The 13,924-nt window shown below is 64.4% G+C and carries 14 protein-coding genes; all 14 read right to left on the bottom strand.

Annotated features, from left to right (window positions below):
• Window positions 1-57: 57 nt before the first annotated feature.
• Window positions 58-462 carry a preprotein translocase subunit YajC gene (locus JZY06_RS01870; RefSeq protein WP_207118017.1) on the bottom strand — a complete coding sequence of 135 codons (405 nt, stop codon included), beginning with the start codon at window positions 460-462 and terminating at the stop codon, window positions 58-60.
• A gap of 202 nt (window positions 463-664) precedes the next feature.
• Complete coding sequence (gene ruvB / locus JZY06_RS01865) at window positions 665-1,690, bottom strand: Holliday junction branch migration DNA helicase RuvB (protein ID WP_242516545.1); 1,026 nt, start codon at window positions 1,688-1,690, stop codon at window positions 665-667.
• A 150-nt stretch (window positions 1,691-1,840) separates the two neighbouring features.
• Window positions 1,841-2,443: a Holliday junction branch migration protein RuvA gene (gene ruvA / locus JZY06_RS01860; protein ID WP_207118013.1), complete on the bottom strand. Its 603-nt coding sequence runs from the start codon at window positions 2,441-2,443 to the stop codon at window positions 1,841-1,843.
• A 139-nt stretch (window positions 2,444-2,582) separates the two neighbouring features.
• Entirely contained in the window at window positions 2,583-3,275 is a 693-nt protein-coding gene (gene ruvC, locus JZY06_RS01855) for a crossover junction endodeoxyribonuclease RuvC (RefSeq protein ID WP_207118011.1), read from the bottom strand.
• A 281-nt stretch (window positions 3,276-3,556) separates the two neighbouring features.
• A complete protein-coding gene (locus JZY06_RS01850) occupies window positions 3,557-4,321 on the bottom strand; it encodes a YebC/PmpR family DNA-binding transcriptional regulator (RefSeq protein ID WP_207118009.1) in 765 nt (254 codons plus the stop codon).
• A 143-nt stretch (window positions 4,322-4,464) separates the two neighbouring features.
• A complete protein-coding gene (gene pdxT, locus JZY06_RS01845) occupies window positions 4,465-5,061 on the bottom strand; it encodes a pyridoxal 5'-phosphate synthase glutaminase subunit PdxT (RefSeq protein WP_207118007.1) in 597 nt (198 codons plus the stop codon).
• A 162-nt stretch (window positions 5,062-5,223) separates the two neighbouring features.
• On the bottom strand, window positions 5,224-6,084 hold the full coding sequence (locus JZY06_RS01840) for an acyl-CoA thioesterase (RefSeq protein WP_207118005.1): 861 nt from the start codon (window positions 6,082-6,084) through the stop codon (window positions 5,224-5,226).
• Window positions 6,085-6,220: 136 nt separating this feature from the next.
• Window positions 6,221-7,117 (bottom strand): pyridoxal 5'-phosphate synthase lyase subunit PdxS, encoded by an 897-nt coding sequence (gene pdxS, locus JZY06_RS01835; RefSeq protein WP_207118003.1) that lies wholly within the window; start codon window positions 7,115-7,117, stop codon window positions 6,221-6,223.
• A gap of 291 nt (window positions 7,118-7,408) precedes the next feature.
• Window positions 7,409-7,882, bottom strand: coding sequence for a LemA family protein (locus JZY06_RS01830; protein ID WP_207118001.1), 474 nt, complete (start codon window positions 7,880-7,882; stop codon window positions 7,409-7,411).
• Window positions 7,879-8,997 (bottom strand): glycosyltransferase family 4 protein, encoded by a 1,119-nt coding sequence (locus tag JZY06_RS01825; RefSeq protein WP_207117999.1) that lies wholly within the window; start codon window positions 8,995-8,997, stop codon window positions 7,879-7,881. The genes JZY06_RS01830 and JZY06_RS01825 overlap by 4 nt, the downstream gene beginning before the upstream one ends.
• A 10-nt stretch (window positions 8,998-9,007) precedes the next feature.
• Window positions 9,008-9,970 carry a phosphatidylinositol mannoside acyltransferase gene (locus JZY06_RS01820; protein WP_207117998.1) on the bottom strand — a complete coding sequence of 321 codons (963 nt, stop codon included), beginning with the start codon at window positions 9,968-9,970 and terminating at the stop codon, window positions 9,008-9,010.
• A gap of 95 nt (window positions 9,971-10,065) precedes the next feature.
• Complete coding sequence (gene pgsA, locus JZY06_RS01815) at window positions 10,066-10,716, bottom strand: phosphatidylinositol phosphate synthase (RefSeq protein ID WP_207117997.1); 651 nt, start codon at window positions 10,714-10,716, stop codon at window positions 10,066-10,068.
• Window positions 10,709-11,335 carry an HIT family protein gene (locus JZY06_RS01810; protein WP_330617017.1) on the bottom strand — a complete coding sequence of 209 codons (627 nt, stop codon included), beginning with the start codon at window positions 11,333-11,335 and terminating at the stop codon, window positions 10,709-10,711. The genes pgsA and JZY06_RS01810 overlap by 8 nt, the downstream gene beginning before the upstream one ends.
• A gap of 5 nt (window positions 11,336-11,340) precedes the next feature.
• Window positions 11,341-13,326 (bottom strand): threonine--tRNA ligase, encoded by a 1,986-nt coding sequence (thrS, locus tag JZY06_RS01805; protein WP_242516537.1) that lies wholly within the window; start codon window positions 13,324-13,326, stop codon window positions 11,341-11,343.
• Window positions 13,327-13,924 lie beyond the last annotated feature (598 nt).

Raw genomic sequence — 13,924 nt, 5'->3', positions numbered from 1 at the left:
AGGTGGCACCACCGCAACCAGGACAACAGGACCTGCCTGCCTACGGCGCGGCCCCGGTCAGCGCTGCGGGCCGTGCCCGTCAGTCTGACCGGAAGCGGTGTCCCCGCCGCCCTCGGTGTGGTCGGTGGTATCCGTCGTATCGGCCGGGGTCTGGTCGGCGGTGTGGGCGGTGGCGGTCATACCGTCAATGCCCATTTTCTCCGCACCCGCCACACGGATGACCGCCTGCAGGTCGAAGGTGGCCACACAGCCGTCGGCGATGCGCAGATCAACGGTGTTGCTGGCCTCGTCGACGGAGTCGACGGTGGCGTGCAGCCCGGCGGTGGTCACCACCGGCAGGCCGGGGGTCAGTGACGACTGCAGCTGGTTGAGGGAATTTTTCAGCTTGTCGGCGCGGCGCTTTTGCAGGTACATCGGCACCATGAAGATCAAAAGAATAATGATGAGAAACATCGGGTCCATGGGCACACAGTGTGCCAGAACATCTTCTGCCACCCCCACGCGGCCCCGGCAAACAGGTACCGGTGTGGTCTTGCCGCATCCGGGCCTGCACCCTGTCACCACCCGGTGGCACCGGTGGCCGGTGCGTCGGCCGCTGACCGGTGACCGGCGGGGCACCGGGAAAAAGGAACCGGTGGGGCCTTTTGCCCCTGGTTGATCGCCGCTAGAACAGGCCGGGGGCGGTATCCGGGGGTTGAAGTCCCAAATGCCGCCAGGCGGTGACGGTGGCAACCCGGCCACGCCCGGTCCGGGCGACCATTCCGGCCCGCACCAGGTAGGGTTCGCAGACCTCTTCGACAGTGGAGGGTTCCTCGCCGACTGCCAGAGCCAGGGTTCCCACCCCTACCGGACCACCCCCGTGCCCTTTGATCAACGCGGACAGTACCGCCCGGTCGAGCCGGTCCAGTCCCAGTTCGTCGACGTCGAAGACAACGAGAGCTTCTTTGGTGGCGCCCAGATCGATATGCCCGTTGGAGGTGACCTCCGCGAAATCCCGCACCCGGCGCAGCAGCCGGTTGGCGATGCGCGGTGTGCCCCGCGACCGGGAGGCGATCTCTGCGGCGGCCTCGGCGTCGATGGGGACATCCATGATGCGGGCCGCGCGGGTGACCACCCGGGTCAAATCCTCGGCCGAGTAGTACTCCATTTGTGCGGTGAACCCGAAGCGGTCACGCAGCGGACCGGTCAGCATACCGGAACGGGTGGTGGCCCCCACCAGTGTGAACGGGGCGATCTCCAGGGGAATGGAGGTCGCACCCGGTCCTTTGCCGACAATGACGTCAATACGGAAATCCTCCATGGCCATGTACAGCATTTCCTCCGCCGGCCGGGCCATGCGGTGGATTTCGTCGATGAACAGCACATCGCCTTCCATCAGGTTCGACAGCATGGCCGCCAAATCCCCGGCCCGTTCCAGCGCCGGCCCGGAGGTCATCCGCAGGGAGGTTCCCATCTCCTGGGCGATGATCATCGCCATGGTGGTTTTGCCCAATCCCGGGGGGCCTGACAACAGCACATGGTCCGGCGCCGTGCCCCGGTTGCGGGCGCTGGTGAGCACCAGGTCCAGCTGGTTTCGCACCTTCGGCTGGCCGATGAATTCATCCAGCGATTTCGGCCTGAGGTTGGTTTCGATGTCCCGGTCGGTGGGTTGCACGGACGGATCAACCGACGAGCCGTCGGGACGCCCCATGCCCCGGGTGGTGTCGGGGGGAAGATTGAATTCTGTTTTTTCGACGTCACCCACTGGTGGACACCCGTCCTTCGCTGCTTGTTATCTCGCTGATTGATTGTCGTGGTTAAAGCCGTGGAGAACCACCCAAGGCCCGGTGAGGGTGGGCGGTCACAGTTTTTTCAGGCATGCCTTGAGCAGCTCGCCGACATCACGGGTGTCGGTCTCCGCCAGAACCGACACCACAACCGGTTCGGATTCCGCCTGGCTAAAGCCCATGTTCTTCAGCGCCACCACAAGATCCTCGCCCTCGGTTGTTGTGACTTTCCCGACCGGCCCGCCGGTTCCGCCGGGGTGTCCGCCGGGGGTGGCGAAGGCGTCTGTTTTGCCTTTCAGCTCCAGGCACATGCGCTTGGCCATCCGGTCACCGACCCCGGCAATTGTCTGCAGTCTTTTGGAATCCCCGGCGATCACCGCATCGGCGATCTCCGCGGGATCCAGGGTGGCCAGGGCGGCCACCGCGATTTTGGCGCCCAGACCTTTGACTGTCTGCAGCAGGGAAAACATTTCTTTTTCCGTCTCGTCACCGAAACCGTAGAGGGTCATCGCGTCTTCCCGCACCACCATGCTGGTGATCACCCGACCCTGCTCACCACGGCGCAGGGTGGCCAGGGTTTTGGGGGTGGCGGTAAACAGGTAGCCCACCCCGCCGCATTCAATGACGGCGTGGTCGGATCCCAGGCTGATAACTGGTCCGTGAAGCGATGCGATCATGGTGGTTGGTGGCTCCTTGGTCAAAGAGTCCGTCCGGGTATCCCGGCGGTGACGGTGTGTGGGAACATCAGGGTTTTTCACGCTCAGCCCGGGCCGCAGGGTGGGCTGGGGCTGTCGACAGGCTGCCGACCACCCGGGGTCAGCGCCACGCCGCTTTGCCGATCTGCCGGATCACCCGGTGCTGTGCATCCTGCCCGCGCAGGCCTTTGCTCGCCGCGCCTTGGGTGGCCTGTTGTTGATCGTATTCGGCTTTCAGTTTCGCCAACCGACCCTGCTGGTGGCGTCGTCTGGCCTCGTCGTCGGCGTATCCGGCCAGGGCAGCCGACTGTTTCGAACGCTGCAACAGCGGTGCCCGCCAGCAGTGGCAGACGGCCAGCGCCAGGGCATCGGCGGCATCGGCCGGTTTCGGCGGCTGCGACAGACCCAAAATCCGGGTGATCATGGCGGTCATCTGTTTTTTATCGGCCCGGCCGTTGCCGGAGACTGCTTTTTTCACCTCGCTGGGGGTGTAATTGTGCACCGGGATCTCCCGCTGCGCGGCCGCCAGCATGAGCACCCCCACCGCGTGGGCGGTGTGCATGACGGTGGATACTTCACCGCGTTCGAAAACCCGCTCGATGGCCACGACATCGGGATGGTACTGGTCCATCCACTCCCCGACCGCGCGGGATATCCGCAGCAGCCGGTTGGGCAGTTCATCACTGGCCGGGGTGCGGATGACCCCGACGGCAACCGGGTAGACGGTGCGGCCGCGACCGGCCTGCACCACCGACAAACCGCAGCGGGTCATGCCGGGATCGATTCCCATCACCCGCAGTCCCTCAAGATTCACGGCTTTTCCCGTCCCGCCTGTTGTCGTTTGGTGGATTGCCCTTTTTCCGGCCCACGGTACCCCGGCTCCGGGGGGTGGACCATGCCCCTGTTATAGCACATTTTTGCGATAGTTCTCACTGCTGCCGCAGCTGACGGTGTCAGCGGTGGATGCCATCCACGGGCCTGCCGGTGGAAAAACCCACACCCCGCCGGTGCGGTCGCCGGTTGGCGGCGGTCACGGGCGGGGTGTGCCGGATTCTGCGGGGGCGGCTGGCTGTCCGGCCAACCGGGATGGTGTTTCTAGTCTTCTTCCTCCAGGGCTTGGAGCACCTCGTCGGAGAGATCCATGTTGGTGAACACGTTTTGCACGTCGTCGGATTCTTCCAGCGCATCGATGAGCTTCATGATGCGCTTGGCGTCGGCCAGCTCCAGGGGAACCTCCACCGAGGCACGGAAATCGCTGTCGTGATCCTCAACCTCGATGCCCGCTTCCTCCAGGGCTTTGGTGACAGCCAACATGTCGCCTGCCGCGGAGACGATTTCAAAACCCTCCCGCAGCTGGTTGACTTCGTCGACGTCAATTTCCGCTTCCAGCACCGCCATGAGCAGATCGTCTTCGGTGACACCATCGGCGGTGACGGTGACAACGCCTTTGCGGGTGAACAGGTAGCTCACCGCACCGGAATCGGCCATGTTGCCGCCGAATTTGGTCATGCGGGTGCGCACCTCGGTGGCGGCCCGGTTGCGGTTGTCGGTCAGGCATTCAATGAGCATGGCCACACCGTTGGGGCCGTAGCCTTCGTACATGATCGTCTGCCAGTCGGCGCCGCCGGCTTCTTCGCCGGATCCGCGCTTGCGGGCACGCTCGATATTGTCGTTGGGAACCGAGGCCTTTTTGGCCTTCTTGATCATGTCGTCCAGCGTCGGGTTGGCGGCGGGGTCACCGCCACCGGTGCGGGCAGCCACTTCGATGTTCTTGATCAGCTTGGCGAACTCTTTGCCGCGTTTGGCGTCGTTGGCGGCTTTTTTATGCTTGGTGGTAGCCCACTTTGAGTGGCCGGACATGCAAGCTCCTCGGGAATTGACAACAGGGATTATCAGTTTAAATTTTCCGCGGTGCAGTCCATGCCCGCAGATCGGTGCCAGTATAGCGGCCCCCACGGCGGCAGCCGCCATCCGGCGGGTCACACAAGACCACCCGCCCGTGGTCAGGCACCGACGAAACGGTTGATGAACAACTCGTGCACCCGGGTGTCGTCGGTGACTTCCGGGTGGAAGGAGGTGGCCAGCACATTGTTGTGCGCCACGGCCACAATCGCCCCGGCGGCCGGCCCCTGGTCGACCCGGGCGAGAACCTCACAGTCGGCGCCGCACTCGATGACCTGCGGGGCGCGGATGAACACCGCATGCACCTTACCGTCGATTCCGGTGACGGTGAGATCGGATTCGAAAGAATCGACCTGGCGGCCGAAGGCGTTGCGTTTGACGGTCATGTCGATGGCACCGAAGCTGACCGCGTCATCCCGGGTGTTTTCCACCCTGCTGGCCAGAAGAATCATTCCGGCGCAGGTGCCGTAAGCGGGAAGACCGCCATCGAGCAGTTGTTTGACCGGCTCATACAGGCCGCCGAGCACCAGCAGTTTCGACATGGTCGTCGATTCCCCGCCGGGGAAAATCAACGCGTCGATGCCGGTGAGGTGTTCGCGGCGGCGGACAAGACGGGATTTCACGCCGAGGGCGCCGAGGCTGCGTTCGTGTTCCGCCACGCCGCCCTGCAGCGCCAAAATGCCGATAACCGGTGACATGGCCGGGGCCTCCTTGAGGGTTCGGGTTTTTCGGTAGAGCTTGATTGTGGATGATTCCGCCCGGCAGTATGCCCGGCCGGGTGGAGCGGGCCGGGCCGCAGAGGTGGACCGGGGGGCGCGCCTGCCCGCAGGGCCGGCTGGATGCCGGAGCGGCCGGAGACTCTAGGTCCCGGGTGTCTCTGCCATCGGGATGGGGGAGGTTCCGGGAGCCAGGGTCCTGGTCAGCCCTTCCTGGGTGACCACCGCCACCAGTTGGCCCGAGCGGTTGAAAATCCGCCCGTGGGTCAATGCCCGCCCGGCGTGGGCCACCGGTGAGACCTGGTCGTAGAGCAGCCACTCATCGGCCCGGAACGGCCGGATGAACCAGATGGCGTGATCGAGGGAGGCTTCCTGCACCGCGGCCCCGGGATGTGGTACCAGCGCCGACTGCAGCAGTGTCATATCCGACATGTAGGTCAGGGTGCACACATGCACGGTGTCGTCGTCGGGCAGCGGGGTTTTCGACCTGAACCACACGCACTGCTGGGATGCGGTGTACGGGTTGGGCCGGTAATCATCCGGGTGAACCACCCGGATATCCCAGTCGCTCCACTCTTTCAGCAGCGCCTTGAGCGTGGAGCGCAGATGGGAGGTGTCGGTGGTGATCTCTTCCGGCGACGGTAGCTTGCGCATCCGGTCGGCGTGTTCGATACCGGTTTCACCGGCGGCGTGAAACGACGCCTGCATGGTGAAAATGGTCCGGCCGTGCTGGATCGCGGTGACAGCCCGCGCGGAAAAGCTTCTGCCGTCTTTGAGCCGGTCCACCCGGAAAACAACCGGGTCAGCCGCACTGCCGGGGGCGACGAAATAGCCGTGCAGGGAATGCACCCGGTGGTCGCTGTCGACTGTCCGGATGGCGGCCACCAGCGCCTGCGCGGCAACCTGGCCGCCAAACGTCCGGGTCAAACCGGATTCGACCGTCGGACCACGGAAGATGTCACGGTCAATGCGTTCAACATCCAGCACAGTGAAAATACGGGCCATTGCAGTGAGTTTAGCGTCGTTTCACGCCGGAACACAGGCACGCGGCACCCGGCGGGGTGTGCCGCCCGGATCTCGCCTGCCCCCACCGCCCGGACAGCCACAAAACTGGTGCACGGGCAGGCGGATCCGTGTTGTTCTACCAGCCGCGCTCGGCGAGCCGGTGGGGCTTCGGGATGTCGTCGACATTGATGCCGACCATGGCCTCGCCCAGGCCGCGGGAAACATCGGCGATGGTTTTCGGGTCGTCGAAGTTCTGGGTGGCCTGCACAATGGCGCGGGCGCGTTTTTCCGGGTCCCCGGACTTGAAGATCCCGGAGCCGACGAACACGCCCTCCGCCCCCATCTGCATCATCATCGCGGCATCCGCCGGGGTGGCGATACCGCCGGCGGTAAACAGCACCACCGGCAGTTTGCCGTTGGCGGCCACCTCGCGGACCAGTTCATAGGGGGCCTGCAGCTCTTTGGCGGCAACATAGAGTTCATCCTCGGCCATCGAGGTCAGCTGCGCGATCTGCTGGCGGATGGTGCGCATGTGGGTGACCGCATTGGACACGTCCCCGGTTCCCGCCTCACCCTTGGAGCGGATCATCGCCGCGCCCTCGTTGATGCGGCGCAGCGCCTCACCCAGGTTGGTGGCGCCACAGACAAACGGCACAGTGAACTTGAACTTGTCGATGTGGTTGGCGTAGTCGGCCGGGGTGAGGACCTCGGACTCGTCGATGTAGTCGACCCCGAGGGACTCGAGCACCTGTGCTTCCACGAAATGGCCGATGCGGGCTTTGGCCATCACCGGAATGGACACGGCCTTGATGATGCCCTCGATCATGTCCGGATCCGACATGCGGCTGACCCCACCCTGGGCGCGGATATCAGCGGGAACCCGCTCCAGGGCCATCACCGCCGTGGCACCGGCGTCCTCGGCGATTTTCGCCTGCTCCGGGGTAACGACATCCATGATGACGCCACCCTTCAGCATTTCGGCCAGCCCCTTTTTGACGCGGGGGGTTCCGTGGGTTATCTGGTTTTCGCTCAACTTACAACTGTCGCTTTCATCATCCGGTGTCTGCCGCGGGGGCTGTGGTGGCGCAGAGGCCGTCGGGCAACTGTCCCCCGGGGCTCGGTCATGTGGTCGGGCACCGGCGGCATGCCGCCGGCTGATCTCAGCCGCCCCGAACAGGCGGGCCAAGCCAAAAAAGAGGCGCGCAATACCGGTGCCGCCAACCAATCGTAGACCGCCGGATACCCCGGCAGCCACACCACCCCGGCACCAGCGCGGAAAACCCCAGGCCACGACTAGACAGCATGGTCTGTGACGCTGTCTTTTTCATGGTGCCGTCCGGTGGGTTGCCACCGCCAGTTCACAGTAGGCCGGAAGCGGCGCGGTCCCGCCCAGGCGCAGCAGCCTAACCAGCGCCCTGGTGCGCACCGCCCGGGTGTCGGTGACCGCGTCATTGTAGAAACGGTGGGCAAGGGCCACCCGCGCCTCGGCGTCGGCGATCTGGGGGTGGGCGGCGGCCGGCGACGCGGCAAGAAGATCCGTCAGCTCATTTTCCGCCGCCACCCGGGCACTCATGTCGCCGGGACCCAGGCCGGTTGCCTCGGCGCGGCGGCATGCGGCCACCAGTGACGGATCAAGTGCCGCGGCCACCGCCGCCCGGCGGTCCAGCGCCCCTTTCAGCGTGATGCGGGCGGCATCGGTGCGGATGTGCAGCCGGTTGAGCCGCTGGGCGGTAAAGCAGGCCCACAACACCACGGTGGTGACCACAACCGCGGCCAGCACCAGACACACAGCGTTCACACCGACACCACCGTTCCATCGGCCACGGTCTCATAGACCCTCAGTACCTCGCGTGCCACCGTATCCCAGTCATAGTCTGCGCACCGTTTTCTGCCGTTGGCCACCAGCTGTGCGCGCAGATCCTTATCGCCTGCCAGCCGGTCAATGGCGGCTGCCAGCGCCTGCGGGTCACCGGTGGGAAAGACCAGCCCGGCCGGGTGGTCGCTGTCCTGGTCGGTGACGGCCCGGAAGGCCTCCAGGTCGCTGGCGATCACCGCCGCCCCGGCGGCCATGGCTTCGATGAGCACTATGCCGAAGGATTCCCCGCCGGTGTTGGGGGCGACATAAATATCGGCGCGGGCCAGATAGTCGGCTTTGGCGCTGTCACTGACCCGTCCGACATAGCTGATCCGCTCGTGAGGAATCTGTGTACCGGAGCCGATGACGGTGACATGCACGGGGCAGTGCACATACCGCAGGGCTTCAACCAGCAGGCCGAAACCTTTCCGCGGCTCATTGAGACGGCCCAGAAACACCACCTCCACACCGGTGCCGCCACTGTCTGCGACCGCATCGGAACCGGTGGCGGCAGCCCTTGTGGCCGCGGCGGCAAAAAGGCCGGTATCCACCCCGTTGGGTATCAGTACCGGATCCCCGCCGAGCTGATTGACCTGGAAACGGCGGGCCATCTCGGACACGGCGATGCGCCCGCGGATTTTCTCCAGCAGGGGTTTCAGCGCCGGGCGGGCCAGGCGCAGCGCCGTCGACTCCGCCCCGGAGGTGTGGAAGGTCGCCACAATCGGCCCGTGGCACATTCTCAACGCCGCCATGGAATAGCTGGGGGAATTCGGCTCATGGATGTGCAGCACATCGAAGTGGCCTTGGGTGATGAACCCGGCCAACCGGGCATTGACTTTCGGCCCCACCGACAGCCGGGCCACCGACCCGTTGTAGGGCACCCCGATCGACCCGCCGCCGCGGGTGACGAAATCCGGCACCGGGGTCTCCGCCGAGCAGGGGCCGATCACTTTGGCGGTGTGGCCGTGGTTGTTCAGCCACTCGGCCAGATCAAGAATGTGGGCCTGCACCCCGCCGGGTTCATCGAAGGAGTACGGGCAGACGATACCGATGCGCATGGGTTCTTCCTCACCTGGTCCGGCCTGCAGCCCGGGCGCGGCGGGCAGACAAAGCCTCGAGGTCGCTGTCGAATACCGGCTGCAGCATATGCCAGTCCGTGGGGTGTGCTGCGATGTTGGCGGCAAACCGGTGGGCGATGTCCTGGGTCAGCGACTGCACCGTCTCCGGGGCCGTCGGTTCCCCTGCAGGCCCCCCGCCCGGATTGAGGTTGCCGGAGATACTCAGCCCCCATCCGCCGGATTCAAACCAGGAGTGGCCGACATGCAGCGCCGCGCCTGTGGCTGCGGCCAGTTTCGCGGGCCCCACGGGAAAATGGGCCGGTTCGCCGAAAAAATCGACCCGGCACCCGGAGCGTTTCAAATCCCGCTCCCCCAGAAGGCACACGATCCCGCCGTCGAGCAGGGTGCGTGTGAGCACCGGGAAAGGACGAACTCCCCCGCTGGCCGGCAAAACACTGAACCCGAGGGAGGACCGGAAAGAAACAAACTCCCGGTAGAGCACTTCCGGTTTCAGTCTTTCGGCGACGGTGACAAAGCTGCCGAACCGGCGGGCAAACCACAGCCCGGCCAAATCCCAGTTGCCGGTGTGCGGCATGGTCACCACCACACCCCGGCCCTGACGGTGGGATTCCGCGACATGGCAGGCACCGGTGGCCGACTGGTCAACCTGTTTGAGCAACCTCTCGTCGCCGGCCAGTGAGGGCAGCCGGAAGGCTTCCGCCCAGTAGCGCATATAGGAGCGCACCGAATCTTTGACCAGCTGGCGGGTGACATTGTCGGGGCCGACCACCCGGGTGAGGTTGCGCCGCAGCTGATCCATCGAACGGCCGTTGCCACTGGCGATATCGGCCCCCAGATTGAACAACCCGGTCACCACCGCCGGCGGCAGTTTGTTGACGGTCCGCCAGCCGAGCAGGTACCCCACGGCGGCCGGATCTTTGTCGGCAAGGGCTTCGAGTAAGGGATCAGTCACGGCATCTCACATCGCTTTTTTGAAAAAACAACAGGGACTACAAACGCAAAACCCCGGCCTGCCTTCCCGCCGGGGACACGCAGGCCGGGGTGCTGCTAGCGCCGGGGATCGGCGGCACCTGCCGGGGGTTTGATTCCGTCGGCTGCAAGGGGATCATTTTTGGCCATCAGCAGCCGCTGAACCACGGTGAACACACTGCCCGCAGCCAGAATCCACAGCGCCGCATCAATGGCATAGGTCACCCCCAGCCCGGTCAGACCCAGTCCACCCAGCGCCAGGATCAGCCGCTCGGGGCGTTCCACCAGGCCCCCGATCATAGTGAACCCGGATGCTTCGCCGCGGGCCTTGACATAGGAGATGACCTGGCTTGTCACCAACACCACCATGGTGGCGGCCACCAACCACCGGTTGGCGCCGCGGACATAGATTTCCCACCACAGGATCGCCGAAAACAGCGCTCCGTCGGTGATCCGGTCACAGGTTGCATCCAGCGTGGCCCCAAACCGGGTACCACCCCGCCTGAGTCTGGCCATGGTGCCGTCGATCATGTCGAAGGCGGTGAAAAGCCCGGCCAGGACAGCAGCCGCCAGCAGATGGCCGGTCGGTATCAAAAACACCACCACCGCCACCGACAGCGTCGCCGAGGCGATGGTGATCTGGTTGGGTTTGCACCCCAGCCGCAGAAACCACCGGGCCACCGGTTCCACAACCAAAGCGGCGGGTTTTCTTCCCTTCACGCTAAGCACGGGCCACCCCCGGGTTGGCGGGATCAGCGGCCCAGGCGCGGGCCAGCAGCTCCCGGGTGGCGCGCAGCGCCTGCGGCAGCACTTTCGTGCCGTCAATGACGGTCATGAAATTCGCGTCCCCGGTCCACCGGGGAACAATGTGCATGTGCAGGTGGTCACCCACCGATCCGCCCGATGCCCGGCCGAGATTGAATCCGGCGTTGATCGCATCGGGGGCGGATACTTTTTTCACAACCTTGATGGCTGTTTGCGCGAACAGCATCAATTCGCCGGATTCGGCTTCCGAGAGATCCTCCAGATTGGCGACCTTGCGGTAGGGAATGATCATCATGTGGCCGGCATTGTAGGGAAACAGGTTCAACACGCAGAACACCGTCTCGCCGCGGGCCACAATGAGACCATCCTCATCCGACATGGTCGGAACTTTGAGGAAAGGATCCCTGTCCTTGTTGCCCGTGCCTTTGTCGACCTGGTCACCGTCGCCACCGTTGTTGACGATGTAGTCCATGCGGTAGGGAGCCCACAGGCGGATCAGCCTGTCAGGCACCCCCACTCCCCCGTCGACCACCGTGGTGTCACGGTCGTCGACGGGGCCGGGGGCTTGCTTGTCGGTTGCCACGCCGATCACCCGAGCTTTTCGATTGTCTCATTACTCGGCTGGGTGTTGTTGCGCGAGTTGATCCATTCGGAGATGATGTCGACGGCCTCATCGACGGGAACACCGTTTTTCTGGGATCCGTCCAAAAAGCGGAAGCTGACCGCATTGTTTTCCACGTCCCGCCCGCCGGCCAGCAGCATGAAGGGCACCTTGCCGGTGGTGTGGGTGCGGATTTTCTTCTGCATCCGGTCATCGGAGGTATCCACTTCGGCGCGGATTCCCTTCGCCCGCAGTGTGGCGGTGACATCGTCCAGGTAGCCGATGAATTCTTCGGCCACCGGGATGCCGACCACCTGGTGCGGGGCGAGCCAGGCGGGGAAAGCACCGGCGTAGTGCTCGAGCAGAACACCGAAGAACCGTTCGATCGAACCGAACAGCGCCCGGTGGATCATGATGGGCCGTTTCTTCGACCCGTCGGAGGCGGTGTATTCCAGTTCGAAACGCTCCGGCAGGTTGAAGTCCAGCTGCACCGTCGACATCTGCCAGGTCCGTCCGATCGCATCCTTGGCCTGCACGGAAATCTTCGGCCCGTAGAAAGCCGCGCCGCCCGGATCGGGAACCAGTTCCAGACCGGATTTTTGGGCGACCCGTTCCAGGATGGCGGTGGATTTCTCCCAAATCTCATCCGAGCCGACGAACTTGCCTTCATCCTTGGTCGACAGCTCCAGGTAGAAGTCGTCGAGACCGTAGTCCTTGAGCAGGGACAGCACGAATTCCAGCACCCGGGTCAGTTCTGCTTCCAGCTGGTCTTCGGTGCAGTAGATGTGGGCGTCATCCTGGGTGAAACCGCGGGCGCGGGTCAGCCCGTGAATGACACCGGATTTCTCGTAGCGGTAGACAGTGCCGAATTCGAACAGCCGCAGCGGCAGCTCCCGGTAGCTTCTGCCCCGGGAGGCGAAGATCAGGTTGTGGAACGGGCAGTTCATCGGCTTGGCGTAGTAGTCCTGGGGCTGTTTGGTGCAGTTACCCTCATCGTCGTACTCGCCGTCGAGTTTCATCGGCGGGAACATCCCGTCGGCGTAGAAATCGAGGTGGCCGGACTTGGAGAACAAGTCCCCTTTGGTGATGTGCGGGGTGTTGACGAAGCTGTAGCCGTGGGCCAGGTGCTGACGGCGGGAATGCTCCTCCATCTCCAGGCGGATGATGCCGCCGTCGGGGTGGAACACGGGAAAACCGGAACCGATCTCATCCGGGAAGGAAAACAGGTCGAGTTCCTGGCCCAGACGCCGGTGGTCGCGTTTTTCGGCTTCGGCCATCATGTGCTGGTATTCGTCGAGTTTTTCCTTCGACTCCCAGGCGGTGCCGTAGACCCGCTGCAGGCCCACATTCTTCTGGTCGCCGCGCCAGTAGGCGGCCGACGACCGGGTGAGGGCGAACGCCGGAATGTATTTGGTGGTGGGCACATGCGGCCCACGGCACAGGTCATACCACTCGTCTTCGTTGGTCCGCGGATTGACGTTGTAGTAACCGGTCAGTTCCCCGGCACCGATTTCGGTGGCCTCATCGGAGTCCGGATCAACGTTGCCTTTGTCGTCGATCAGCTCCAGCTTCAGCGGCTCGTCTTTGAGTGCCTGCCGGGCGGTGGCGGCATCGTCGTAGACGCGGCGTTCGAAACGCTGCCCCGACTTGATGATTTTTTTCATGCGCTTTTCGATGCGCTTGAGATCGTCCGGGGTAAACGGCTCGTCGACCAAAAAGTCGTAGTAGAAACCGTTGTCGACCGCCGGGCCGATACCGAGTTTGGTGCCGGGGAATTCAGCCTGCACAGCCTGAGCCATCACATGGGTGCAGGAATGGCGGATAACGGCGCGGCCCTGTTCCGTGTCAGCGTGCACCGGGGTGAATTCGGTGTCCACCCCAGGGGTGTGCGAGAGGTCCCTCAACTGTCCTGCGGCATCCTGGACCACCACCACAGCTTCGGGTCCTTTGTTGGGCAGGCCCAGCTCGCGCATGGCTGCCCCCACCGGCGTACCGGCGGTGACAGTGAACGGGACACCGTAGCCCTGACAGTGCTCGGCCGGGGAATTCTTTTCGGATTCAGACACGGTTTTAAAGCGCTCCTTACTGCGCTCGGGCGGACCCGGCATACCTGGCCGGGGACCGCTTGATTGGTGTGTTACCGGCCCGGCAACGGATACACCGTTTTTTCACACGCCGGGCTGGGAGGTTGTCCACCTGGTGCGACAACACTGCCAGCACCGCATGAAAGCGATGTCACGCACTGCGGGCCGATGGTCCCTCATGCTACCGCACCACCGGCGGACAACCGGCGGCGGGAGCCGCGGTGCCAGCTGCAGCCCCACATGCCGTGGCGGGGGCTGATGTTCCCGGTCGTTGAGCACCGTCCACCGGGGCGACGGGCATCCAGCCGGTGGGCCACAGCACCCGCTGCACTGCACCTGCCGACGCAGACCAGCATCCCCGCTGGAACTGGGACCGGTCATGGGCACGACACCTGAAATATGCCCTCTGTGACCTGGTTCGATGCGCCATTGCCAGACGACCCCCGGCCGTTCACCACCGGTGTCACGGCAATGGTGCCGAACCCGA

The sequence above is a fragment of the Corynebacterium mendelii genome, assembly GCF_017307055.1.
GTDB lineage: Bacteria > Actinomycetota > Actinomycetes > Mycobacteriales > Mycobacteriaceae > Corynebacterium > Corynebacterium mendelii.
This window is presented reverse-complemented; position numbering and strand designations above follow the sequence as displayed.